General features: G+C 43.1%; 25 protein-coding genes. 13 read left to right on the top strand and 12 right to left on the bottom strand.

Annotated features, from left to right (window positions below; all coding sequences use genetic code 11):
• Positions 1-1,004 precede the first annotated feature (1,004 nt).
• From ABKW31_RS15335 to ABKW31_RS15325, 3 genes are all read left to right on the top strand, one after another.
• Positions 1,005-1,955, top strand: coding sequence for an alpha/beta hydrolase (locus ABKW31_RS15335; protein ID WP_348617433.1), 951 nt, complete (start codon positions 1,005-1,007; stop codon positions 1,953-1,955).
• Positions 1,952-3,094 carry a sigma-70 family RNA polymerase sigma factor gene (locus tag ABKW31_RS15330; protein ID WP_348617432.1) on the top strand — a complete coding sequence of 381 codons (1,143 nt, stop codon included), beginning with the start codon at positions 1,952-1,954 and terminating at the stop codon, positions 3,092-3,094. The genes ABKW31_RS15335 and ABKW31_RS15330 overlap by 4 nt, the downstream gene beginning before the upstream one ends.
• A gap of 135 nt (positions 3,095-3,229) precedes the next feature.
• Entirely contained in the window at positions 3,230-7,282 is a 4,053-nt protein-coding gene (locus tag ABKW31_RS15325; RefSeq protein ID WP_348617431.1) for a hypothetical protein, read from the top strand.
• A gap of 64 nt (positions 7,283-7,346) precedes the next feature.
• Here ABKW31_RS15325 and ABKW31_RS15320 read toward each other — a convergent pair whose 3' ends face one another.
• The 12 genes from ABKW31_RS15320 to gmk form a co-directional block, all read right to left on the bottom strand.
• Entirely contained in the window at positions 7,347-7,820 is a 474-nt protein-coding gene (locus ABKW31_RS15320; protein WP_348617430.1) for a peroxiredoxin, read from the bottom strand.
• A 26-nt stretch (positions 7,821-7,846) separates the two neighbouring features.
• Complete coding sequence (locus ABKW31_RS15315; protein WP_348617429.1) at positions 7,847-8,269, bottom strand: VOC family protein; 423 nt, start codon at positions 8,267-8,269, stop codon at positions 7,847-7,849.
• Between the two features lie 16 nt (positions 8,270-8,285).
• Positions 8,286-9,083, bottom strand: coding sequence for a class I SAM-dependent methyltransferase (locus ABKW31_RS15310; protein ID WP_348617428.1), 798 nt, complete (start codon positions 9,081-9,083; stop codon positions 8,286-8,288).
• Positions 9,070-11,145 (bottom strand): ATP-dependent DNA helicase RecG, encoded by a 2,076-nt coding sequence (gene recG, locus ABKW31_RS15305; RefSeq protein ID WP_348617427.1) that lies wholly within the window; start codon positions 11,143-11,145, stop codon positions 9,070-9,072. The genes ABKW31_RS15310 and recG overlap by 14 nt, the downstream gene beginning before the upstream one ends.
• A gap of 36 nt (positions 11,146-11,181) precedes the next feature.
• Positions 11,182-11,823 carry a peroxiredoxin-like family protein gene (locus ABKW31_RS15300; protein ID WP_348617426.1) on the bottom strand — a complete coding sequence of 214 codons (642 nt, stop codon included), beginning with the start codon at positions 11,821-11,823 and terminating at the stop codon, positions 11,182-11,184.
• Between the two features lie 84 nt (positions 11,824-11,907).
• Positions 11,908-12,546, bottom strand: a complete 639-nt coding sequence (locus tag ABKW31_RS15295) for a peroxiredoxin-like family protein (protein WP_348617425.1) — start codon at positions 12,544-12,546, stop codon at positions 11,908-11,910.
• 178 nt (positions 12,547-12,724) lie between these two features.
• Complete coding sequence (locus ABKW31_RS15290) at positions 12,725-13,228, bottom strand: fasciclin domain-containing protein (RefSeq protein ID WP_348617424.1); 504 nt, start codon at positions 13,226-13,228, stop codon at positions 12,725-12,727.
• A gap of 279 nt (positions 13,229-13,507) precedes the next feature.
• Complete coding sequence (gene trmH / locus ABKW31_RS15285) at positions 13,508-14,191, bottom strand: tRNA (guanosine(18)-2'-O)-methyltransferase TrmH (RefSeq protein WP_348617458.1); 684 nt, start codon at positions 14,189-14,191, stop codon at positions 13,508-13,510.
• A 48-nt stretch (positions 14,192-14,239) separates the two neighbouring features.
• Complete coding sequence (locus tag ABKW31_RS15280) at positions 14,240-14,626, bottom strand: RidA family protein (RefSeq protein ID WP_348617423.1); 387 nt, start codon at positions 14,624-14,626, stop codon at positions 14,240-14,242.
• A 16-nt stretch (positions 14,627-14,642) separates the two neighbouring features.
• Positions 14,643-16,772 carry a bifunctional GTP diphosphokinase/guanosine-3',5'-bis pyrophosphate 3'-pyrophosphohydrolase gene (gene spoT / locus ABKW31_RS15275; RefSeq protein WP_348617422.1) on the bottom strand — a complete coding sequence of 710 codons (2,130 nt, stop codon included), beginning with the start codon at positions 16,770-16,772 and terminating at the stop codon, positions 14,643-14,645.
• A 107-nt stretch (positions 16,773-16,879) separates the two neighbouring features.
• Positions 16,880-17,152: a DNA-directed RNA polymerase subunit omega gene (gene rpoZ / locus ABKW31_RS15270; RefSeq protein WP_348617421.1), complete on the bottom strand. Its 273-nt coding sequence runs from the start codon at positions 17,150-17,152 to the stop codon at positions 16,880-16,882.
• Between the two features lie 92 nt (positions 17,153-17,244).
• The gene (gmk, locus tag ABKW31_RS15265; RefSeq protein ID WP_348617420.1) at positions 17,245-17,889 is read right to left on the bottom strand and encodes a guanylate kinase; all 645 of its coding nucleotides are present in this window, start codon (positions 17,887-17,889) and stop codon (positions 17,245-17,247) included.
• 125 nt (positions 17,890-18,014) lie between these two features.
• Between gmk and cyaY the strand changes: the two genes are divergently transcribed.
• From cyaY to ABKW31_RS15215, 10 genes are all read left to right on the top strand, one after another.
• The gene (cyaY, locus tag ABKW31_RS15260; RefSeq protein WP_348617419.1) at positions 18,015-18,335 is read left to right on the top strand and encodes an iron donor protein CyaY; all 321 of its coding nucleotides are present in this window, start codon (positions 18,015-18,017) and stop codon (positions 18,333-18,335) included.
• A gap of 12 nt (positions 18,336-18,347) precedes the next feature.
• Entirely contained in the window at positions 18,348-19,019 is a 672-nt protein-coding gene (locus tag ABKW31_RS15255; protein WP_348617418.1) for a dienelactone hydrolase family protein, read from the top strand.
• A 78-nt stretch (positions 19,020-19,097) separates the two neighbouring features.
• The gene (locus ABKW31_RS15250; protein WP_348617417.1) at positions 19,098-19,580 is read left to right on the top strand and encodes a YHS domain-containing (seleno)protein; all 483 of its coding nucleotides are present in this window, start codon (positions 19,098-19,100) and stop codon (positions 19,578-19,580) included.
• Between the two features lie 142 nt (positions 19,581-19,722).
• Complete coding sequence (locus tag ABKW31_RS15245; protein WP_348617416.1) at positions 19,723-20,118, top strand: DUF2914 domain-containing protein; 396 nt, start codon at positions 19,723-19,725, stop codon at positions 20,116-20,118.
• A gap of 3 nt (positions 20,119-20,121) precedes the next feature.
• On the top strand, positions 20,122-20,601 hold the full coding sequence (locus ABKW31_RS15240) for a GNAT family N-acetyltransferase (protein WP_348617415.1): 480 nt from the start codon (positions 20,122-20,124) through the stop codon (positions 20,599-20,601).
• Positions 20,602-20,746: 145 nt separating this feature from the next.
• Positions 20,747-21,487, top strand: coding sequence for a hypothetical protein (locus ABKW31_RS15235; RefSeq protein WP_348617414.1), 741 nt, complete (start codon positions 20,747-20,749; stop codon positions 21,485-21,487).
• Between the two features lie 137 nt (positions 21,488-21,624).
• Positions 21,625-22,557 (top strand): hydroxymethylbilane synthase, encoded by a 933-nt coding sequence (gene hemC / locus ABKW31_RS15230; protein WP_348617413.1) that lies wholly within the window; start codon positions 21,625-21,627, stop codon positions 22,555-22,557.
• Positions 22,558-22,559: 2 nt separating this feature from the next.
• On the top strand, positions 22,560-23,285 hold the full coding sequence (locus ABKW31_RS15225; RefSeq protein ID WP_348617412.1) for a uroporphyrinogen-III synthase: 726 nt from the start codon (positions 22,560-22,562) through the stop codon (positions 23,283-23,285).
• Between the two features lie 28 nt (positions 23,286-23,313).
• Positions 23,314-24,609 (top strand): uroporphyrinogen-III C-methyltransferase, encoded by a 1,296-nt coding sequence (locus tag ABKW31_RS15220; RefSeq protein ID WP_348617411.1) that lies wholly within the window; start codon positions 23,314-23,316, stop codon positions 24,607-24,609.
• Between the two features lies 1 nt (position 24,610).
• Positions 24,611-25,786 carry a heme biosynthesis HemY N-terminal domain-containing protein gene (locus ABKW31_RS15215; protein WP_348617410.1) on the top strand — a complete coding sequence of 392 codons (1,176 nt, stop codon included), beginning with the start codon at positions 24,611-24,613 and terminating at the stop codon, positions 25,784-25,786.
• Positions 25,787-25,791 lie beyond the last annotated feature (5 nt).

The following is a 25,791-nucleotide window of genomic DNA, read 5'->3' as shown; positions in this document are numbered from 1 at the left end:
AACACTGGGCCGATACCCGCATCTAAAGCTCAAATAAAAAACCAAGTATTGCTTGGCTAAATTCGAGCAGCGAAGTCAACTATTGCATGCTGTTAAATATTTACTTGGTAAGTTTGTGATTAAAGCTGCTAGCTATCTTAGCGTTTATTGTTCTTTTTCTGAATGTTTATATCACTAAGTTAGTTACCCATAATTGGCAATATTATCGTCAGCAGAATAAAAGCGCCTACCGGTATATAAAGAATAAGTTGGTAGTGCTTTGATTTTCTCCGTGTCCGCTGTGCAGCGCAGCGCTCTGTGGTTAAATTCTCTTCGGCTTTGTCGCATCTAAATGACCCCGGTTACCAGCGACTCTTACAAATAGAGCTTTTGGCCCAAGGGTGATAGTGCTTTGACTTTCTCTGTGTCCTCTGTGGTGAGATTGCTTTTGTTTTGATTTTTGCTCGTATTATTGTGACATACTAAATCTATACACTTAATGTTCGCAGCTAAAGCAGCTCCTACAACAGTCTAACTGCTTTGTTTTTCCTTCGTGAATTCTGTGCCCGGTTCCCGACAGGCTCTGTGGTGAGATTGCTTTTGCTTTGATTTTTGCTCGTATTATTGTGCATACTAAATCTATACACTTAATGTTCGCAGCTAAAGCAGCTCCTACAACAGTCTAACTGCTTTGTTTTTCCTCCGTGAACTCTTTGCTCGGTTCCCGACAGGCTCTGTGGTGAGATTGCTTTTGCATTTGCTTTGGCTTTGGCTTTTGCAGTTGCCTTTTCTATCTACTATTTACTAGCAACTATCTACTCATCCTTCGCCCCTAAAGGAGCTCCTACAAAAGAAACCTCCGTGAACTCTGTGCCCTCTGTGGTCAGATCGCTTTTTGCTTTTTGCTTTTGTTTTTGCTCGTCGCTCAAAACTATCTACTTTCTTTCATAAACCTTGTCACACTTTCTAACCTGGCCGTGCCTTTAAGTTGTACATCACACTACAACTTTACAGGAAGCAGAAAAATGAAAGCACTAATCAAGACAATATGCGTGCAACGGTCACTGAAATTCAAACTTACTTTTATGGCGGTTTTTATCGTCACACTAATTTTTCAAGCATTGGCCAATGGCCTGGTCTTCGCAGAAGATAATAACGATGCGCAAGAACCTGCTCAATTCACCGTTACCCTTAAAGGCCAAGGCAAACCTGTAATCCTTATCCCAGGTTTGATGTCTGATCAACGGGTTTGGCATGCACTTAGCGCTGAACTAAGCTCAAAATATCAATTGCATCTTATCAACCTCGCCGGCTTTGCTGATACACCTGCTATTACTGAGCCATCACTGGATGCAGTAAAACAACAACTGCTGGCCTATATTGAAGAAAATCAATTGGATAAGCCCGTTGTAATTGGCCATAGTTTAGGCGGTTTTATGGCATTTTGGCTGGCATCTAGCGCGCCAGACTCAATTGGTGCTGTCATATCCGTTGACGGCTTACCCTTTATTGGCCCAATATTCACTCAATCAAATGAATCGACGGTAGAGAGTTTGGCCGCACAAGCAATGCAAATAAAAGGTATGTATCAGGCGATGACCCAACAACAACTCAGCATGCAAGGTCGTTATGGCTTGTCTCGTCAAGCAACAAGTACGGAAGCGCAAAACGCCGTCATGACCATGATTGAACACTCTGATCCTGCGACCGTAGGCCAAGCATTGTATACCCTACTCAGTAATGACTTGCGCCAAGACATTGCGAATATTAAAGCGCCTACTTTACTGCTGGGTGCCTCTGGTGGTTTTGATGATTTGGCGCAACACGCAGCGGCAGAGCGACTTTATCAAGGCCAATTAGTCGCACTGCCAAGCGCCAAGCTTAAAATGAATACCCAATCACGTCACTTTATTATGTTTGATGATCCACAATGGCTTAATAAGCAAGTTATTGCGTTTTTAGAGGCATCATTATGAATATCGCTGACAACATAAACGATACGCTGTTTGCCGATGTTGAATTAGCCCAACAAGGTGACACACACGCCTTTACTCGACTGATTCAACAAACCAGTAAGATGGTCAGCAGCATTGCCTTATCAATAGTGAAAGATTTAGACAGTAGTGAAGATGTGGCGCAACAAGTATACATTGGCGCGTGGCAACAACTTGCTAGTTTGCAAAACAGCGCCAGTATTTTGCCTTGGCTGCGCCAAATGACACGCTACAAAGCCTTAAATTTTTTACGTGACAACAAAGTAAAACAAAAACTGGATGGTGAACAAGCTGATCTACTGCTATCACAGTTTTGCGATCCTAAAGAAGACGTCGATATTGTGCTTGAGCGCCAACAACAAAGTGTGATCATTGGCGATTTTATTCAGCAACTACCGCAAGAGAGTCGCGAGATTGTCTTGTTATATTACCGTGAAGACCAATCTAGCCAGCAAGTCGCGCGATTATTGGAGCAAAGCGAAGCAAATATTCGCCAGAAGCTGTCGCGAGTTAGAAAATTACTGCAAGAACAAATATTGGCAAAACATGGGCGCTTATTGTTGTCTACCGCTCCAGCCCTTGGTTTTAGCAGCTTAGTCTTAGGTGCACTGACCACCAGCAGTCCGGTGGCTGCTGCCACTCTTGCCAGTAGCGCGGCCAGCGGCAAATCAGGCTTTTTTACTAAATTTGCAGCCTTGCTTGGTGGCTCAATGCTAGGGGCACTTTTTGGTATTATAGCCGTACGTCTGAGCACAGTATTATTACTCAAAAAAATAAGCCGTGAAGAAGCCAGACAACAAGTGCTGAATTACCGCAAACACATGACTATCTGGCTTGTGTTTGGCGGCATATTACTCACCTGCGCCTATGAGCTAACGACAGGTTGGTGGGGCCCCGTTTGTGCTTATTCACTGTTTGCCTTTGGGGTTATTGTTTTAGTCAGAAGAATGCATAAATTAATTGAAATAGAAATATTTTCGATTCCAAGTGCAGATCCTAAAGAATTACGCAGTAGAAAAATTCAAAGTTTTTGTGGCTTTTGGGGATTGGTACTGGGCATGAGCACAGGGTTTGCTGGCTTAATCATTGGTTTACTAAACAGCGGGCGTTTACTTATTTAATCGTGCTCAATAGATAAATTTAACAACGCTAACTGACAAACAGAATGTAGGGTCGAGTTAATAATTAATTCACTATTGAGTTTTTTGACTTTCAGTGCACACTAATTACTTAGTTCACAAGGAAGCAGCGTGACCATGAAAATAACTCGACACATTTTTGCTCTGATATTTTTGTTTATTCTTTTACCTCATTCTGTCTTAGCCAAACAAGCTATACCTGACTCATTACAAGCTTGGGTTCCTTGGGTACTGAGCGGTAATGAACATCTTCAATGCCCGTTTATTAATCAGAGTGACTTCCTTAACCCTAAAAACCATGTGTGTGCTTGGGCAGGCGAACTTACTATTAATGCAAATGAGAGCGGTGCTTCGTTTGAACAAAAGTGGCATGTATTAAGTCCTACTTTTATTCCCTTGCCTGGTGACAAATTAAGTTGGCCACAAAACGTTTTGCTTAATCAAAAAGTGATAGCAGTGGTTGAACTTCAAGGGCAACCTGTCATAGAAGTCGAAGCCGGTGAATACAAAATACAAGGCCAATTTTTGTGGTCACAAATACCCAGCAATATTCATTTGCCTCCACAAACTGCGCTTATTAACCTGAATGTTAATCAACAAAAAATAAATTACCCAAAAATCGAAGCAGATGAATTGTGGCTACAACAAAATCAAATTATTCAGACCCAACATGACGAAGTCGAGCTCAGTGTTGCCCGAAAAATTAGTGACGAAGCCTACTTAAAGCTAGATACATTTATCAGCCTCAGTGTGGCAGGAAAAATGCGTGAAGTAGCCTTGGGCAAGGTACTACCCGAGGGATTTTCATTAATCGGTATTCAATCGCAACTACCCGCATTTTTGGATGCTGATGGCATACTTTACGTAAAACTTAAACCAGGGGATTGGGATATCAATATAACTGCCTCTGCCTTGCCGACCTTATTAATTTGGCAACGGCCTGAAGTCAGTCATCTTTGGCCTAGCGACGAAATTTGGGTTATGGCTAATGATGAAAAGCTGCGAAGCGGCAAAGTAAATGGTGGTACATCCATTGACAGTTCACAGGCCACAATGCCCGAATCTTGGTATGCCTTGCCCAGCTATCTGCTTAAGCCAAATGACAGCCTCAGTTATGAGATTAATCATAGAGGTATGCCTTTGCAGTTGGAAAATCGCCTTCGTTTAGAACGCCAACTATGGTTGGCTTTCGATCAAAAAAATCTCAATTTTGTCGACCAAATTAGCGGAACCATGAACAAAGACTGGCGAATTAGTATGACTCCCCCGTTTATTTTAGAGTCTGCAGAAGACGCTGATGGTGCTGTCCTGATTACAAGCATGAAAGACGATGAAAGAGGTCTAGAAACTCGATACTCAGGCGTTAAAATTGAAACCAGAGGCTCAATAGCAAGTTCAACAACCTTGCCGGTTAGTGGTTACGACCATGATTTCGACAACGTATTTACCACCGTGAACTTGCCCCCAGGCCATGATCTTTTTGCCGTATTTGGTGCTGACTCTGTATCAAGTAGTTGGTGGAGTAACTGGTCAATTTGGTCGAGCTTCATTGTGTTATTAGCCACTATAGCCACCACACGCCTAATCGGCATAATGGCAGGAACAATAACGGCTTTTACCCTACTGTTTGTCTACCAACAAAGTGGCGCACCCGTGGTTATTATGTTGAATCTACTCGTCGCTTTTGCTGTGCGTAAACATTTAAATTTTGCCGCATTAAAAACCCTAGTAGGTGTGTATTGGGGCCTGAGTGTCACCCTAGCGCTTGGCGCAGTGCTATTTTTTGCGGTCAGCCAACTGCGAACAGTTATTTACCCCCAATTAGAAGGAAATTATGCACAGAATGCTGTCGAGACTTTTAACCAACAAATGATGAATGAAGATAGTTACTTAGCCGTACCAGAGGAAAGTGCGGTAGAAGATACTGAGTACTATAGTAGCCAAAGTTTGGTAAAGAACAGGACTGTAGACATGATTACCGTGACCGGTGCTAAAGTGCGTGAAAAAGACCTCTTTATTGAGCGTTATCAAACAGATGCATTGATGCAAGCTGGCTCTGGCATCCCCACTTGGCACTGGAAATCTTACACCCTTAATTGGCAGAGCCCGGTGGCTAAAGGACAACAATTTGATTTGTGGATATTAAACAAAACCACTAACCGAATATTTAAGAGTGTCGGTATCGTATTAACCTTACTTTGGCTTTATGTATTACTCAGCACTACCGTTAAAAGCTTGATAGGACAAATTCCTACGCGCACTGTGCTTGCCATCTTAGCCGCTGTATTACTGACACCAAGTTATACACCGGATTTACACGCAGCCGACTTTCCCGATCAATCTTTGTTGAAAGAACTCAGTAATAGAATGTTAAAGGCGCCTGATTGTGCCCCACAATGTGCCACTATTAGTCGTTTAAACGTAATAGCGGCCAATAACAAACTCGAATTAACCTTCACCCTGCATGCTGTCAGCGCCACCGCAGTAGCTTTACCTCGCTCTGAGTTTTGGCGGGCGGAAAAGATTCAACTAAACGAGAAAGCCTTACCAGGTTTATTTAAAGTCGATAATTGGATATACGTACCCATTGAAAAAGGCGTCTCTGAACTGAGTGTTATCGGGCAGCTTATTGGGGCAGATGAACTCCAGCTAGAATTTAAAGAGCTCCCTAAATATGTCGAGGTATCGCCTAATGAAGATTGGCAAGTAATAGGTCTACAAGGTAATCAATTAAGTGGCAATGCCCTCACTTTTTTGAATACGCAAATACAGCCAGAAGAAGAAAGTCAGGCAAGGTCTCGTTATAACCAACAACCTCTAGTCAAGGTATTCAGAGAGATTTCTTTTGACCAGAGCTGGCGGATTACCACCTTAGTTGAGCGTATCGCTCCCGCGCAAGGTTCTATTTCTTTGTCGATACCCACCCTACCAGGTGAGGCAATTATCAGTTCAGCCATAAACGTTAAAGATAATAGCGTTCAGGTAACCATTCCTGCTGGTGAGCAAAGCATGCAATGGCGCTCAACGTTACAACGAAGTGCCTCTTTAAATATGCAAGCCAGTGACGAGCCTCCTATCATTGAACATTGGTCGTTAACTGTCAGCCCAGCTTGGCATGCCACTATGCAAGGTGTGCCCCTAGTATTGGAGCAACAATCGGCTGATGATTATTATGCCTTTCACTTTTACCCCTATCCTGGTGAAACCTTGCAAGTGGAACTGGAACGGCCAACCGCAGCTGAAGGGCAAGTGATTGCCTTTGATCGGGTAGAATTAAATATTGAACAAGGTAGTCGAACTTCTACAGTGCAACTTGATATGCAATATCGCAGCACACGAGGTGGCGAACATCAAATTACCCTGCCAGCTGATTTTCAACTTAATGAAGTGATGATTGATAATAAAGTGATTAACTTAACCCCTTCAGCAAATACCTTGAGCATACCCATTTATCCGGGTCTGCATAATATCAGGCTAGCGATGCGTGCTAATGCTGAGACAACAAGTTATATGCACTCTCCTGTATTTGAGTTAAATGCGCCAGTCAGCAATATAACGACCAATATCAATGTCGACAGGCAACGCTGGGTACTATGGACAAGTGGCCCTACCCTCGGTCCCGCTGTATTGTATTGGGGCGAGTTATTCACGTTTATTTTAGTTGCCTTGATGTTGTCGCGCCTCACCTTTTCACCTTTAAGCGCTGTTAGCTGGATCATATTAGGCCTTGGTTTAAGTTTAAATAACTGGACAATTTTAATGATGATGGTGGTATGGTTTGCGGCAATTACCGCCAGTCAATATCGCAGTAGTAAGATGAGCGTTGGCAACTATAATTTAATCCAAGTCGGACTTTATACGTGGTCTATCATCACCGTTATATCGCTGATTGCCATCGTACCAATGAGTTTACTTGGCTCTCCGAGTATGGGCATAGAAGGTAATTATTCTTCTGACTATGACCTCAGGTGGTTTGCTGATCAGAGCCAAGGTGTGCTGCCCGACATTTCCGTATTCAGTGTGCCACTTTGGATTTACAAAGCGCTCATGTTTGTGTGGGTCATTTGGTTAAGTTTTGCTTTAATCAATTGGATTAAATGGGCGTGGCAAAAACTCGGTGAACAAGGTTACTGGAAAAAAGCCAGCGTGATTCAAACCAAGAATAAATAAATAATAAAGGCGAGTGTTGGAGTTAACACTCGCCCTTTAACAAACTACGTAAGTGTTTTTGTGTTTAACACACTGCCAACATGGTTTCTGCATCACTGACTGCAAACTTACCTGGTGCTTCTACATTTAATACTTTAACCACGCCATCATCAACCAACATGGCATAACGAACAGAACGCGTGCCACCAAAAGTAGCGGTTTCTTTTGCCATGCCTGTGGCCTTAGCAAAATCAGCACCGCCGTCTGCCAACATAACCAAATGCTCTGCATTATGTGCATCACCCCAAGCACTCATCACAAAAGCATCATTCACCGAAGTACATACAATGGCGTCTACACCCTTGGCTTTAAACTTATCCACCAAAGTGACATAGCCGGGTAAATGAGATTCTGAGCAAGTTGGGGTAAAAGCGCCAGGCACAGCAAATAACACTATTTTTTTACCCGCAAAAATATCTGCCGTACTGGGGTTAGAGCTAATGCCATCTTTGCGCAAACTGAAGGTCACTTCAGGTAAGGTATCACCGACTTTAAGCATAGTATTCTCCATCAATAATTAAGTGGCTAGGCCACTGATTTTGGTTGTAATAAATCCCACTTGTTGCCTTCGCAATCACGAAAAATGACTACCGTTGCATAGACTTCTTCCCTAGGTTCTTCTAAAAAATCTACCCCTAGGGTTTTCATCCTTTGATAATCTTGCCAAAAATCATCGCTTTGTAAAAAAAGAAACACACCTTCACCTGCTTGTTGACCCACAAACATTTTTTGTTGTTCAGTCGCCTTGGTTAAGACTAATGCGCTCGCCGATGCGACGGCACCCGATGCGACGGCACCCTCTACTGTTGCCTTAGGGGCAATACGTATCCAACGTTGCTCCGCAGTAACAGGTACATCACATAGCAGGATAAAACCTAACTTATTGACATAAAAGTCGATAGCACGGTCATAATCGCTAACCAGTAAGCTCACATTACTAATCATCATTGGCTTTTCCTTGTGGTTAAATCGCCGTGAGATAGACATCAAAGCGGTTGGCTTTGCCCTGCATTTCAATTTGCGGTTTTCGGTCGGCTAAATAAGGCGCGCCTGCGGGGCGTTTAACCACTACTCGCTTAACAGCTAATGCTAATGCGGGAGCCAGTAGGGCATCGGCATCTTCGTCCGGGCCGAGCAATTGCTGAAATAAACGCATTTCTTTTTTGACTGCAGCCGACTTTTTGCGATGTGGAAACATCGGATCGAGGTAAACCACATCAGGACGTTCAGCTTGCCAATTGCTCATGATTTCAACAGCAATGCCGTGCATTAAAACCATACGTTGTGGTAGCCACGAAGCGAGTTCAGGGTTGAATGAGGCTCTTTGCAAACCGTCTGCGAGCAGAGCAGCCACTACAGGTGAGCGTTCAATAAGCTGCATTTGGCATCCTAGGCTTGCCAATACAAAGGCATCACGACCTAAGCCTGCTGTCGCATCTACTATGCGCAATGACGTTTGACCTTTTAAGCCTACTGCTTTAGCAATGGCTTCTTTTTTACCACCACCATGTAAACGCCGAAATGTCAGTGCTTCTGAGGCAAAGTCGACACAGACTTCGCCCACTTTCGGCTCATCTAATTGTTTTAGGGCCAAGTGCTGTTCACTTCGTAACAGCACTAAACCTTGGCGAGTACTTTCAACAAAAGGTAAACCCCATAGCTGAGCAGTGTGTTTTGCCTTTTCGCGCAGGGCTTCACTGGCATTAGGCGGCACAGTAAGAGGAATAGCATAAGGTGATTGTGGTAAATCAAGCATGACCATAATGTTCTTTGTGTGCTAACCAACGATTAATAATACCTTGGGCGTTAGCGGGATAGTTTTGTACAAGGTGCTGAGCCATAGATTGCACTTGCGGGATCAATTCAGCGTCGCGAATGAGATCGGCAATTTTCAAATCGGCTAAGCCTGTTTGTTTGGTACCAAGTAACTCTCCGGGCCCACGAATTTCTAAGTCTTGCTGAGCAATATAAAAGCCGTCGTTAGACTCTCGAAGCACCGCTAAGCGTTTACTGGCCGTTTTAGACAAAGGACTTTGATACATTAATACACAATGACTCTCTACTGAGCCCCGTCCCACGCGGCCGCGCAATTGGTGTAACTGGGCTAAGCCTAAACGTTCTGGGTTTTCGATGATCATTAAACTGGCGTTTGGTACATCGACACCCACTTCGATAACCGTAGTGGCTACTAATAAGTCTAAATTGCCGGCTTTAAACTCAGCCATAATCTGCTGTTTTTCGGCCGCTTTTAAGCGGCCGTGCACTAAGCCTACCTTGAGTTCAGGCAAGGCCGTGGTTAGGATCACCGCGGTATCTTCTGCCGCCTGACTTTGTAAAAATTCTGACTCTTCAATTAAGGTACATACCCAATAGGTCTGCCGATTCTGCTCTACTACCGCATTACGTACCCTTAGCATGACTTCATCACGACGGGTATCAGGTAGCACTACGGTTTTAACTGGAGTACGACCGGGCGGTAATTCATCAATAATTGAGGTATCTAAGTCGGCATAGGCAGTCATAGCTAAGGTACGCGGAATAGGAGTTGCTGTCATAATCAGTTGATGCGGAAAACGCCCCTGTGACTCACCTTTTTCGCGCAAGGCTAAACGTTGCTGAACACCAAAGCGATGTTGTTCATCCACGATGACCAAAGCCAGATTAGCAAAATTAACCTTTTCTTGAAAAATAGCATGGGTGCCGACTAACATTTGAATCTCGCCAGATTGCAAGGCAGTGAGTGCTTGCTCCCGTACTTTTGCCTTCATTTTTCCAGCTAGCCAGCCCACTTTAATGCCTAAAGGTGCGAGCCATTGACGAAAATTATTGGCATGTTGTTCAGCCAACAATTCAGTCGGCGCCATTAACGCCACCTGAAAACCTGCATCAATGGCCGATAATGCCGCCATTACCGCCACTAAGGTTTTACCTGAGCCAACATCGCCTTGCACTAAACGCATCATTGGGCGATTAACCTGCATATCTTGTTGAATTTCTTTTAATACCCGACTTTGCGCCCCCGTTGGGGTAAAGGGCAAATTGGCCAAGAATTTTTTAAGCAGGGCTTTGCCGGGCTTAATCACAAAACTTTGATGTTGCTGACTTTGCGCGCGCACTTGTAACACACTGAGATGATGAGCGAGCAATTCTTCAATCAATAAGCGCTGTTGCGCCGGATGTTTACCCTCGTCGAGTAAAGTTAATGTGACATCAGGCGGCGGACGATGGACTAACTGAAGGGCATCCACTAGGCTGATTTGCTGATCGTACAAACCCTCAGGAAATAATTCTGCCAGACCACCTTTATGCAGTAAATTTAAAGCTTGCTCAGTAAGATTACGTAAGGTGATTTGTTTAATGCCATCGGTTGCTGGGTAAACTGGTGTGAGAGATTCTTGCACAGGGCTAGGACAATCCAAATTAACCAGCTTATATTCCGGATGCATGATTTCAAAACCAAACTTGCCAGCTTTGACTTCACCGAAACAGCGTAGGGTCTTGCCTACTTCTAAGTTATTTTTTTGCGCTGCACTAAAATGAAAAAACCGTAACGTTAAGGTAGCCGTGCCGTCACTCACTCGTACAATTAACATGCGCTTTCGCCCAAACTGCACCTCACAAGACATGATCTCGCCCTGTACATTGGTCGATAAATGGGGCTGTAAGTCAGCGATAGGATAAATACGCGTGCGGTCTTCGTAGCGATGCGGCAAATGAAACAGCAAATCCTGCACATTCACTATCCCTAGCTTAGCTAAATTTTCTGCTACTTTGGCTCCGACCCCTTTAAGCTCAGATACCAGTGTAAAGGCTAGGCCGCGCATGAATTCCTTATAAAATTAACACACTATTAAAAGCGATCATTTAGCAATTTGAGAGGCATAATACAACAATTGCGGCGAAACTCTTACCCGAAAATTAGGATTAACATACTGAAATTGTACCAAACCACTGGTATCGAACACATAGGCAGCGGGTACGGGCAGCACTACTTTGTTGGTGCCCTGCAAAGTGGTTAAATTGGCTCCCAATTTATCTCGATAGTCATTGGCAACATCATCACTTAAAAAATAGCCTAAACCAAAGGCACTAATAGCCTGCAGTGTATTATCAGCCAAACGAATTACTTCAAATTCACTGCTAGTGCGCTGTGCTTGTAAACGTTGAGGGGTATCGGGTGATATAGCAATGATTTGATAACCTAAGTCACGAATACGCTGTTCAACTTCAATCAAACCCTGCATTTGCCGATTACAATAGGGGCACCAACCTCCACGATAAAAAATCACGATGCTGGGTTTACTTTCGATCAAAGCGCGCAAACTAATGTCTTTGCCATAATCGGTTTGCAATATGACATCAGGTATAAATTGGCCATTCATCAATGGCCTAACTTGCTCAGCCGATGAGGCGATCATGCTTTCAGTTACTGCGTTTTTAGCATTTGCAGCCATGCAACACAAAGAAAATAAAAACAGGAATTTAATAGATAGGAATTTCATCACACTCTCCAACTATAGCTCAGATAATCTGAGAGCCTATAGTCAGAGAAATAAGACTATGAAGCAAGTAATACCATTGAGCGACTACAAGACTAGCTTGGCTGCAGACAAGAGCAACTCGGGTGACAAACGTTCTTTAAAATCAGGATTCACAAAACTAAATTTCACTTTACCCTTGGTATCCAATATAAATACCGCCGGCGCCGGTAACACCGCTTTACCACTGGTATCTTGTTGATTTAAATCGATGTCCCAGCTGGTTTTATATTTACTGGTCGTTTGCTCATCCACATAAAAAGCAATGCCAAAACCTTTGATTGTGTCTAGAGCTGAATCTGACAACAAACGCACTGTGAATTTTTCTTGTAATTTTTGCGCCTGCAACTGCGCGGGTGTTTCAGGCGAAATCGCCAGTATTTGATAACCTAAGGCATCTAGTTGGCCTTCGATATCTTTCAGGCCTGCCAATTGACGATTGCAATAAGGGCACCAGCCACCGCGATAAAAAATCACCACCGTTGGTTTTTCCAAGGTCAATGCTTTAAAACTTACGGGCGCGCCATCAACAGTTTGTAAGGTTGTATTAGGTGCATTTTGGCCAATAAGTAAGGGACTAACATTGGCTGCATCATCAACAACCTGAGTGCGATCAAAGGCTACAGAGGCCGGTGAGACAAGACCTAAGCTCACAAAAATAAAAATGGGTAGTAATAGTTGTTTCATACGTTTCTCTCAGTGATAAATTAATTCAGTAGTCTAGACCTTTGCTTGGGTTTAATACTTTCAAATTTGTCTAGCTTAGGGTATTTGATGCGTATTCAACCAAAACCACTAAGCGTAAATTAAAAAAAGGGCTGTCACAGCTGACAGCCCTTCTTGCAATCTAAAATCTGTGGCGCTATTAATTCGGCATTATAACCGTGTCTATGACGTGAATGACGCCATTTTTGGTTTTTAAATCTGTTTGTACCACATTGGCATTATTTACCATGACCTTGCCATCTGTGACTTTAATCATAATGCTGCTGCCTTCTACTGATTTAGCTTCAGTGAGTTTCACCACATCTTTGGCATACACTTCACCGGCCACAACGTGATAAGTCAAAATCGCCACTAATTTGTCTTTATTTTCTGGCTTCAATAGGCTCTCTACTGTGCCGGCAGGTAACTTGGCAAAAGCATCGTTGGTCGGTGCAAATACAGTAAATGGCCCTTTGCTTTGCAATGTTTCTACTAACCCTGCCGCTTTTACTGCCGCAACTAGCGTACTAAAAGCTGGGTTGCTGGCCGCGGTTTCAACAATGTCCATTTTCGCTTCACCATGATGATTAGCGAATACTGGTGCAGCCAGTAATGACAGTGACATAACTCCGGCAGATACAAGTTTAACGAGTGTATTTTTCATAATATTCCTTATTTATTCAGCTTAATTTAATTCGTTGATATGCACGCTACCCCATCCAAGCGATGTGGTAACTACATTTATTGGCACCTTAGTTAATACCGGTGAAAACGACTCTTTGATCATAAAATAAATAAATAATAATCCATTAAAATCAACCACTTAAATATCAAGAAAAAGAGAACCAAAAAAACAATGTTGCACTATACGAAGGCCAGACTTAAAAAGTTTAGCGCCTTTATTAAACGTTTATTGGCAAGTTATTTATACACGCAGACTGAATTATTGAGAGGTAAACTGGACCTTTTGCCACCAACTTTCGTCAGCCACTATTTTACCGTCAACATCAATAGGAGGGTTGCTAATTCCCTTACGTTCACACAAAGCATATAGCCGCGGGAAGCCACCTTTGAATAATAATAACTGACGCTGTTCGTGGCTTAGTTGCCGAGTATCATACAGCCCAGCTTGCTGACGTTGGCGCTGGGCCTCATACAGTATTAAAGCAGCAGCCACAGATACATTGAGGGATTGCACCATGCCAACCATAGGAATAATGACTTTTTTGTCGGCTAGAGCAAGCGCTTTGGGCGTGGCACCAAACTTTTCTTGACCCAACAGTATGGCAGTGGGTTTGGTATAATCAATTTCACGAAAATCAACAGCATCGTCGGCTAAATGCGTAACGAGTACTTGCATATTTTGCTGATGAAAATATGCCACAGCATTTTCAATCGAAGAATGTCTTTGGGTAAACACCCAATCTTCAGCACCCATGGCCGTATCTTTGCGCATAAGATGCTCATCCCGTGAAACAGCATGCACAGTATGAATACCCACTGCGTCGCAACTGCGTAATACCGCAGAGACATTGTGGGGTTTGTGTACTTGCTCTAAACAAACAGTTAAGTCTGCTTGGCGCAGGTCTGCAAAAGTAGAGATGCGCTGGTAACGTTCGGCTGACATCGTGGTGTAGGCCGCTTCGTTCCTTTTAGAACGGATAGACATGGATAGTTACTCAGGTAACTCCATTACACCATCTATTTCAATTTGTGCACCACGTGGTAAAGCACTCACTTGCACAGCAGCACGTGCTGGGTATGGCTGCTTAATATACTGGCTCATAATTTCGTTTACCGTGGCAAATTTACTTAAATCGGTAAGGAAAATATTGACCTTGGCAAGATCAGCTGTAGAGCCACCAGCGGCGACACACACCGCTTTAATATTCTTAAACACTTGGTGAGCTTGCTCAGCGAAATCTTCTGACACCATCTCCATTGTTTCTGGTACCAAAGGAATCTGACCGGATAAATACACGGTAGTACCACTTTTAATCGCTTGACTGTAGGTGCCAATAGCTTGTGGCGCCTGATCAGTATGAATTACAGACTTAGACATGTTAACCCTTATTTAATTAAACGTTCGTCGACTTATTTTGTCTACTTTGACTATGCCGCGAAACGCGTTGAACTTCTGGCATGATCCGAATTTTGCGCATGACATTGGCCAATTGCACTCGGTTTTTGATTGTTAGCTCAATATCAATGTAATAGATATTGCTTTCTTTTTCTTCGGTTTGTAAACCGACAATATTGGAACCACAACTTGCCACTGTGTTGGTCAGTGTTGCAAGTGTGCCTTGATGATTAACCAGTTCAATGCGTAAAGCTGCATTAAACTCGCCATTTACATTACTATCCCATTGCATCACCAATACTCGATGAGGCTCCTCTCTACTTAACTTGCGAATATTACTGCAACCATGTTGATGAATAACCATGCCCCGACCAGGACTCAATATGGCGACAATTTGATCGCCTGGGATAGGATGACAACAACGAGAATACGACACCAATAAACCTTCAGTGCCTCTAATCGCAACTTTGAGTTGTTTATCAGATAACTGCGGGGAATCCCCTAGTAAACGACGCGCTACAATGGCGCTTAACTCATTACCTAGACCAATATCAGCTAATAAGGCATCAAAATCTTTGTGTTTAGTTTCGGTGACCACACGATCAATGTCGGCTTGTGGAATTTCGTCTAATTTAACCATGCCCAAGGCATGACGTAATAAACGATTGCCCATGACGAGTGCTTCTTCTGAACGCTGGCTCTTAAGATATTGACGAATATGCGAGCGAGCTCTGGCGCTGACCACAAAATTAAGCCAATTAGCATTAGGCTTCGCTCTAGGTGAGGTAATTATTTCTACGGTTTGGCCTGTTTCCAGCGGTTTGCTCAAAGAGAAAGTGCGCCGTTCAACTTTAACCCCTACACAAGAATTACCCACATCAGTGTGCACCGCGTAAGCGAAGTCAACGGCTGTAGCGCCCATGGGGAGCTCAATAATACGACCATCTGGCGTGAACACATAAATCTCATCGGGAAAAAGGTCGGTTTTAACGTTTTCAATAAATTCAAAAGACGAACTGGCACTTTGTTGCAGCTCTATTAACGATTGCATCCACTTACGGGCTCGCACTTGAGCAGTAGTATCATTTACATCATCCGAATCTTTATATAACCAATGGGCCGCTACGCCAATATCAGCCATTTGATCCATGGCACGGGTTCGAATTTGAATTTCCACCGGAATACCATGAGGACCAATTAGCGAGGTATGTAAAGATTGATAACCATTGGTGCGCGGGATCGCAATATAATCTTTAAAGCGACTTTCAATTGGTTTGTACAAACCATGCATAGCGCCAAGAGCCCGGTAACAATGATCAACCGTGTCGACGACTACCCTAAAAGCGTAGATATCCATCACTTCATTAAACATTAACTCTTTGTTCTTCATCTTTCGGTAGATGGAGTACAAATGTTTTTCTCGCCCGCTAACACTGGCGGCAAAACCGGCAGCGGCCAGTCGTGTTTCAACTTCTTTGCGAGTATTTTCAATCACTTCTTTACGATTACCACGAGCCTGTTTCACTGCCCCTTTTAAGGCACGATAACGCATGGGGTACATCGCCTCAAAACCTAAATCTTCTAACTCATTTTTTATATCGTGAATGCCCAGTCGATGGGCAATGGGTGCATAAATTTCGAGGGTTTCGCGCGCAATTCGGCGACGTTTGTCAGGACGTAAAGCACCCAATGTGCGCATGTTATGGGTACGGTCAGCCAATTTAATCAGAATAACCCGTATATCTTGCACCATAGCCATGATCATTTTGCGAAAGTTTTCCGCTTGGGCTTCTTTGGTGCTGCTAAAATGAATTTTATCGAGTTTACTGACACCCTCGACTAATTCACCCACCGTTTGACCAAACTGGGCACTCAAATCATCTTTATTATGATGAGTATCTTCGATGACATCATGTAATAAGGCCGCCATGATGGTTTCGTAATCAAGGCGCATATCTGCCAAAATACCGGCGACTGCAACGGGATGCGTAATGTAAGGATCGCCACTAGAGCGCATTTGGCCGCTATGGGCGTCTCTGGCTAGTAAAAACGCTCGCTGAATATCCGCCACTTTCTCAGCAGGCAGATAAGCTTCAAGTTTTTGTTTTAAACCCTCAAACAGATACACAGATTAGGCTTTTAGTCAGTAACGAATACACCAAGAATACGGGGATTTTGTCGACAAGCCAACGGCTAAACACAGAAGATGTTTAGCCTAGCTATAATAAAATTGAATTAATGTTCAGAAAGGATGTTTGCAACCGATGCAAATTCTACACGGTCTTGTTCATGTTGGTCACGTACACTCTGCTCTGCAAGCGTTTGAGCGTTAACTAAACCTTGTTCGATTTCACGCAAGGCTACCACTGTTGGCTTGTCAGTACCTCTGGGCACTAAAGGTTCTTTTCCTTCAATTGCGATTTGACGAGCACGACGAGCTGCTACCAAAACCAAATCAAATCGATTGCCAATTTTATTTACAGCATCTTCAACTGTTACGCGAGCCATGATGATTTCCGTTAAGTGTTGATTGAAAAAAAGGTCGCATAGTGTACTTTTTTCCGGCAAACATTAATAGTCATTTGATCATTGTTGGGCAATTATTCCCGTAAAAGATCAATAAAAAGCTGCTGATGGCGAATAATCTGCTTTTCTTTACGTAAACGACGCGACGTAACAATGCTATCAAGCTCAGCTAAGGCAGCTTCAAACTCATCATTAACCACAATATAATCAAATTCATGGTAGTGAGAAATCTCTGCCACCGCCTGTTTCATGCGTTTAGTAATTACTTCTGTCGAATCTTGCCCACGCTCAGTTAAGCGGCGCAACAATTCTTCTTGTGAAGGGGGAGCAACAAAAATCGTCGCGGTATCAGGAATTTGTGCCTTTACTTGCCGGGCACCTTGCCAATCAATGTCTAAAAAAACATCTATACCTTGGCGCAAGGTTTGTTCGATGACTATTTTGGAGGTGCCATAATAATTACTGAATACTTCAGCCCATTCAAAAAAAGCATCCTGTTTGATCAGCGCTTGAAATTCCTCGCGGCTGACAAAATGATAATGGATGCCATTAACTTCTCCTGGCCTAGGCGCCCGCGTAGTATGTGAAACCGATACTTGCATGGCATTATTATGCAAGCCTGTTTCGCTATGCTTTTGCAACAAGGCTTTGATTAAACTCGATTTTCCTGCGCCAGAAGGGGCAGCCAAAATAAATAAATTACCTAAGGTATGAGCCATAATATTTTAGTTTCAATAAATAAGTGTCGGCGATTAACAGCAATGTTAGCATAATGTGGTTAAATCCCTAGCGACTGAAGCCATTTGATGGACTGCAATCGCTCTTATAAATACTAGGAAGCCTTATGAACGAAAGCCAATATCATCAGATGGTTGACGATCTGTTGATCGACATTGAAGAAATGCTAGATGACTGTGGGGCAGATATCGATTATGAATCGGCCAGCAGTATTCTGACGATGATTTTCACCAATGGCAGTAAGATTATTATTAATAAACAGCCGCCTTTGCTGCAACTATGGGTTGCAACAAAATTTAACGGTCATCATTTTAACTTCAAAGATGGTCTATGGATTGATGAACGTACCGGTGTTGAGTTTTGGTCATTTTTAAACGATGCAGCCAGTAAACAAGCGGGTCAAACCGTCACATTTAGCAAAGTATAGCGAGACCTGTAGATGAATTTACCTGCCTTACCTTTTGTCGAAGTTAATCCGTTAACCACGCCCAAAGCGGTGGTCATTTGGCTGCATGGTTTAGGTGACTCAGGCAATGGTTTTGCACCCATTGTGCCCGAACTCAAACTGCCTGAAGAACTTGCTATTCGATTTATTTTCCCTCATGCCCCTGTGCGACCCGTTACCATCAATAACGGTATGAAAATGCGGGCTTGGTACGACATTACCAGCTTAGACTTTAATAATCGTGCTGATAGTAAGGGGGTTTTAGAATCTGCAGCCATGGTTGAGCAGCTTATTGAAAGTGAAATAGCGAAGGGTATTCCAGCTGAAAAAATAATACTCGCCGGATTTTCACAAGGTGGAGTTATCGCCTTACATCTAGGTACGCGCATAGCACGTAAATTAGCCGGTATTATGTCGCTATCAAGTTACATGAGTGAACCTGAAAAGCTAATAAATGAAGCCCACGATGCAAATAAAAACACACCTGTATTTGTTGCTCATGGCCAACAAGATGATGTGGTCCCAGTAATCATGGGCAATGCTGCGCGCCAAGTATTGCAAAGTAACCACTACCCCGTTGAATGGCATGACTATCCAATGCAGCACAATGTTTGTGTGCAAGAACTCAAGGATATATCTGCCTGGTTACAACGCTGTTTAGCTTAATAAACCCTAAAAATTGAAAGTTTGTGGCGGCTTAGACGGTTTATATAAACGAATCTACTTGAGTCTATAGGAATGACTATGCTAACCCGCCCCTACTTGATGCGTTTTTTGAGTTCCCTACTACTATTTCTCTTTGCTTTTCCGGTATTTGCCCTTGATGATGCAGTGAATACCGGACGCTTTAATGATACCGCAATTGATGGTTATGATAGCGTTGCCTACTTTACCCAAGGCAAGCCAATGAAAGGCCAAAAACAATTTCAATTTACCTGGCATGCTGCAAACTGGCGTTTTTCCAATGAAGAAAACTTAGTACTTTTTAAAGCTAATCCGCAACAATATGCACCGCAATATGGCGGTTGGTGCGCATACGCTATGGCTGATGAAGGTCGCACAGTGAGAATTGATCCCGAGGCATGGCAAATTGATTCTGGTAAACTTTATCTAAATTATAGCCAGAGTGTGCAACAAGATTGGCTAGCCGATAAAGTAAATTATGTTCAACAGGCCGACTACTATTATCCACTAACAACTGATATTAAAAAATATGGCGATAAGTAGCTGTCGATCCAGCTCAAACAATATTTTTTCATTTGTGCTACAAAAAGCCTAGTAAACTAGGCTTTTTTTATGCTTTAAAATAGCGCAAAGTATTGTGCTTAATTTTTCCACAAGGTTGCCACTTCAACATTAGGACTGACAAATGAAAAAGATAATCGTATTAGGTTTATTACTCAACATCTTGCTCTTTTCAAGTAACAGTGTGGCAAAGGTGGTGCGTCATCAATTAGCCCAATCTATTGAGCAACGTGAACCTATTGGCGACTATGCCGCTAACGTTACGGTTAAAGCAGGGGAACTTAAAAAAGTTTTTTTCTTTACCCAAATCACTGACTTAGCGAATACCCAAATTACCCATCGTTGGTTCTATCAAGGCCAAGAAAAAGCCGTTGTGACCTTGAATATTGGTAGTGATAACTGGCGCACCTATTCCAGTAAAATGATCCCAAGTTATTGGTCAGGCACGTGGCAAGTTCAAGTTTGGCAAGAAGATAAATTACTACTTAGCTCTGAATTTACAGTTACCCAAGAGCCCTAAGGCATGGTTCCTGAGGTAGTTATTAAAATCGCTCAAGCTGATGACGCAGAGGGTTTAAGTCAATTGGCCTTAAGGTCAAAAGGCTACTGGGGCTATGACCAAGATTTTTTACAACAATGCCAAGCCGAACTCACCTACACACCTCAACAACTGGTATCAAAAGACTATTTTTTTGCTAAAGCAGTCGATGTAAACAAGCATCAGATTGTCGGTTTTTATGCCTTGGCTTATTCTCAAACTGAATATGTAGAGCTTGAAGCCTTATTTATTGAACCTAGTTTTATTGGTTATGGTTTTGGCAGTTTACTGCTTAAAGCGGCTTGTGAGAAAGCGTCTCAACAAGCTTATACAACAATGGTTATTCAGGGCGAACCAAACGCAGAATCATTTTACTTAAAACATAAGGCGAAGTGGGTAAAAAATAGCGCTTCAGGAAGTATTTCAGGGCGTTTTTTGCCAATTTTTCATTTGTCTTTGCAATAACACAGACTTTTTCGTCAAAGCGTTCTATAACTATGGGCTGTGATTCAAAACACTAAACAGTAAAGACATATAACAATAATAAAAGTTGCGGAGGGATGTGTTGCAAAATTTTAGCTCGTTTTTATGCAGGTTGTGTTGCCTTTTATTGATCAGCGCTGCCGGTGTGCCAAATGCAACAGCCCTACAAACTAAACATTTGGTGATTGGGGTAGAAGACATCGCTTATTATCCCTACTTCGATTACACCCGCAATGAAGCCTCATTGAGTAAAGCTATTCTGGATAGATTTGCCGCTGACCAAGGTTATACAATTAGTTATGTTGCCCTTCCCATTAAACAATTTTCAAAATGGTTATACGAAAACGATATCGATTTTAAATATCCGGATAACAAGCGCTGGCATCCCGCAACCAAAGACCACAAAGCCGAGTCCTTTAGCGATGCTATATTTTATCTGCGGGCAGGCACAGTGGTGCTGTTACAGGACAAAGACCGACCTAAAGCGTTTTTTAAAAGTTTAGGCATGATAAGTGGTTTTGACCCCACCTTGTGGAAAGCTGAGATTGCAAGTGGTGAAGTTAATATTCTGGATGACTCTAGTACTAAAGTCCTGATTAAACACTTGGTAAACGGTTTAGTAGACGGCGTGGATATTGATATCGCCGTAGCTAAGTATTATCTAGAAAGCTTAGGCATTAAGCAGCAACTTGCTTACAGCAACACTTTGCCCCAAGAAATATATAGCCACCAGCTATCCACCATCAAATATCCCAAAATTATTCAACAATTCAATCAATGGTTAGCCCAAAATAAGGCGTTTTTAGAGGCAAGCCTGCACAAATTTCACATCCCAATTGAACAACCTGTGCTACAAGCAAGCGAGTAGGCTAATTCTTATTTCGACTAACACTAAATTAGCCTTAACTTTGCACTAGCTTTTGGTAAACTTCACAGCATAGTTTTAATTAGCCTTAGCGCTAGACAAAGCGGTCGCTCTAATTATCACCGCTAACAAGGACAATCATGACACAACGCGTTATCCGCATTGCTACTCGCAAAAGCGCCCTCGCCTTATGGCAAGCTGAGTTTGTAAAAGCACAGCTAGAAGCCGCTCACAGTGGAATTCTAATTGAGTTAGTCCCCATGAGCACCCAAGGCGACAGGATTTTGGATACCCCCCTAGCTAAAATTGGTGGGAAAGGCTTATTTATCAAAGAGCTTGAAATTGCCATGGCTGAAGGTAGAGCCGATATCGCGGTGCATTCAATGAAAGACGTACCGGTTGAATTTCCGGATGGTTTTGGCTTACATGCTATTTGCGAACGGGAAAATCCCTTTGATGCCTTTGTATCCAATCACTTTGCTCAACTAGCTGACCTGCCGCTTAATGCTGTTGTCGGTACCTCGAGTTTACGCCGCCAATGTCAACTGCGTAAATTACGCCCTGATCTGGTTATTAAGGACTTACGCGGTAATGTGAATACCCGTTTGGCCAAATTAGATACCGGTGGCTATGACGCCATTATTTTAGCCGCGGCGGGTTTGATTCGACTCGATATGCAAGCACGTATCAAACAACAGATACCTGCTGAAATCAGTTTACCGGCGGTAGGTCAAGGTGCCGTTGGCATCGAATGTCGTAATGATGATCATGAATTGATTGCGCTGCTTGCCCCACTGAATCACAGTGAAACCGCTACGCGCGTATCGGCTGAGCGAGCGATGAATGCAAAACTTAATGGTGGTTGCCAAGTGCCGATTGGTAGTTTTGCTGAAATCATCAACAATACTTTGCATCTGCGTGGATTAGTCGGCTCTGCCGATGGTGTGACCATGTTACAAGCCAGTGCCAGTGGGCCTTTAAGCGATGCGGTAAGTTTGGGACATCAGATTGCCCAACACTTGTTAGATCAAGGTGCTGCTGAGATTTTAAACGCCCTGCATCAACCAGATTAAATATGAGCTTTTTGATTTTTCGGCCGCAGGCTAAATGTCTTGCCAGTGTTCAAGCCTTTGAAAAAGCTGGTATAGATGCTATTGCGTGCGGCCTAATTGATACCCAACTCGATCAGCTCGCCATACAAGCACTACCGCAGAAAATTAGCCAAGTAGTGGCTGAGACCCTAATTATTGTAACCAGCACTGTGGCCGCTGAACAATGTGTGCTTTACCAAGCATTGTGGCCAACGCAGATACAATTTTTTGCTGTTGGACAAAGCACCGCTGATATTCTTACTCACGCTGGCCTTACTGTCATCGTACCCAGTGAGGCGCGTTCGGAAGGGCTGCTAAGTTTACCCCAGCTGACTAAAGTAACAAACAAACAGATTATTATTGTAAAAGGCTACGGTGGGCGCGAGTTACTGGCTGAAACACTAAGCGAGCGCGGAGCCATAGTCAGGGAATGGGCTTTGTACAAAAGAGTTAGCTTGCCGAACCCCTTTTGTACTCGCCAATGGCATACTGAACAAATACAATGCATTATCGCCACGAGTGGTGAAGTAATAGACGCCGCATTTAAACACTATGCAGCTAACTGGCTAAAGACTAAACTTTGGATAGTAGTCAGTCAACGTACTGCCGAAATTGCACAACAACATGGCATAACGCAAATACACATTAGCGATAACGCCAGCGATCAAGCGCTTATCCATAGTGCAAAACGGACATTAGAAGGCTTTTAAGCTGTGGCTGAATTTTTTGGAGTAATAAATGGCAGATAATCAAGATAAACTGAGTGCAAAAGATCAGAAAATGTTGGAAGACATGGAAAATCAACTTACTCAGTCGGCTCACAAGAATGCTCCATCAGGGGCGACGGGATCTGCCAGCAAAGCCGCTGATTCAGGCGCGCAAGAAAAGACCATGGGCAACAAAGACATGCCAAAATCAACTAGTGCCAAACCCAATAAAATCGAGCCCGCGCGCCATGCAGGCAAAGCAAAAACCGGCTTTTTGTGGTTTTTTACCGTAATCAATTTGTTATTGCTGGGGGCTGTTATCGCTGGCGCTTACTGGGGCTGGATGCTTTGGCAAAACCAACAACAGCAACAAACAAGTTTCTTTGCGCAACAAGAGTCTGTCTTAGCAACGCAACTGGCAAGTGCTGCCAAACAACAAGCTGACTTGGCTAATTCAATAGCGGCTAATCAACTGGTAAAAGAAGATTGGCAGCAACAAAGCCTAGCCGAACAAGAACGCCTAGAGGTTTTAAGCGCCGCAATCCAACAAAACAACCAGCAAATCGCCAGTAATCTGAGCAAAGTAAGTGAAATTGCCGGCCGCCGGCCAGCCGATTGGTTGCTAGCAGAAGCCAATTATTTACTGAATATCGCTGGGCGTAAATTGTGGTTAGAGCATGATGTTGATACTGCGATATTGATGTTGCAAGCCGCTGATAGTCGCTTGCAAGACATGGCCGAACCTAGCTTGTTAGTGGTACGTGAAAAATTGGCAAGCGACATTTCGACCTTGCAACAACTTAATCCTCTTTCTACCACGGCAATTGCACTGGATATCAGCGGCTTGAGCAAACAAGTCGACAACTTGCCACTGACTTTTTTCAAAAAGCCTGAAACCAGTGACTCTGAAATGACATTATCCACCGATGACGCTGACTGGTATGACAATTTAGTCAATAGCATTAACCATGTATTAGCAGGCTTTTTTAGTGTTAAAAAAATTACCACTGACATTAAGCCTTTTATGTCAGAGCAACAACAATGGTTAGTCAAAGAACAACTTAAATTCTCTCTGCTCAGTGCACAAACTGCGGCATTACAAGAACAATGGCCAGTGTTCATGGATGCGATTAACAATGCCTTAGTGCTGGTTAATACCCATTTTGACGGACAATCCCTAAACGTAAGTCAATTTATTACTAGCCTACAAACTCTGCTAAATAGTGACATCGAAACAAACTACCCTCAGCAGTTTGCCGCCAGCAATGCCATGCAAGATGCCATAGCTAGCCGTCTAGGCAACCGTTTTAGCAACGGGAATAACTGATATGAAGAGTTTTATTAGAATCTGTATGGTTTTTGTTATTTTGCTAATTTTACTTGTAGTCAGCGCGATGATTTTTGAGGATCGAGGCTACGTCTTTATTGAATTCATTGGTTATGCCATTGAGATGAATGTGATGTCTCTAGCCGTTTCGTTTATCCTCATTTTTATTGCTTTATTAGTATTCAATTGGCTACTTAACTTGAGCTTTAGTGCCACATCTGGCTCTCGAGCTTGGTTTGGTAGTTTTGGTTCACGTAAAAAACAAAAAGCCTTTACTGCAGGTTTACTCGCCTTAGCCGAGAATAACTATTTAGCCGCGAAAGAATCTTTGGCGAAAATAGAAGACCAAGATTTTGATGGCATCAATTTGCTTGCCGCAGCAAAAGTAGAAATCCAACTGGGTGAGCCGCAAAAAGCCAAAGTATTATGGCGCAAAGCGAGCGCCATAGAAAGCTCATCATTAGCCGCCAATTTATGCCTTATCCGTCATACTCTGCTAGAAGGTCAAGCTGACAAGGCCCTTGAATTAATTAATGGCTTGAACGACAAACAAAGCAAACAAGCACTTATCATTAAACTATGGGCACAAGCATTAGCTGACGCAGGAAGATGGCAGGAATTAAAAGACAAATTGCCCACTTGGAAAAAAACCTTAGGGCCTGATTACGACAGCATGATGCAACAGGCGAGCAAAGGGAACTTTGCTGAAATCGCCAGCAAAGAAGGCGGTGCCAAACTGATTGAAAGTTGGCTGGCATCGCCTCGTTCAGTGCGTAAAGATCCTGGGCAACAGGCAGCGTACATTCAACAACTTATCAACCAAGGCATGCACAGCGATGCAGAACAAGCCTTGGTCGAACATCAAAGAACTGCCCCAGAGCCTTTACTTATTCCCTTGTTTAAACAAATTAAATTACCCAATCCGAGTGCAGCGCTTAAAAAACTTGAAGGCTGGCTTAAAAATGATGAAAACAACGTTGAATTGCTGTCAACCCTAGGGCACTTAGCTTACAACGCGAATGATCTAATTCTGGCTGAGAAAGCCCTGGGCAAAGCCATCAAACTGGGCAATAGGCAACAAGATTTGCGTTTATTGGCAAGCCTCAAAGAATCTCAACAAGATAATTTACAAGCCTTAGCGCTGTTTAAGCAAAGCATGGCGCAACCTGGCCAATAATTAAA

The organism is Paraglaciecola sp. 25GB23A (assembly GCF_040012495.1).
Lineage (GTDB): Bacteria > Pseudomonadota > Gammaproteobacteria > Enterobacterales > Alteromonadaceae > Paraglaciecola.
The sequence above is the reverse complement of the archived record's forward strand: the minus strand, read 5'-3'. Positions and strand labels throughout refer to the sequence as shown.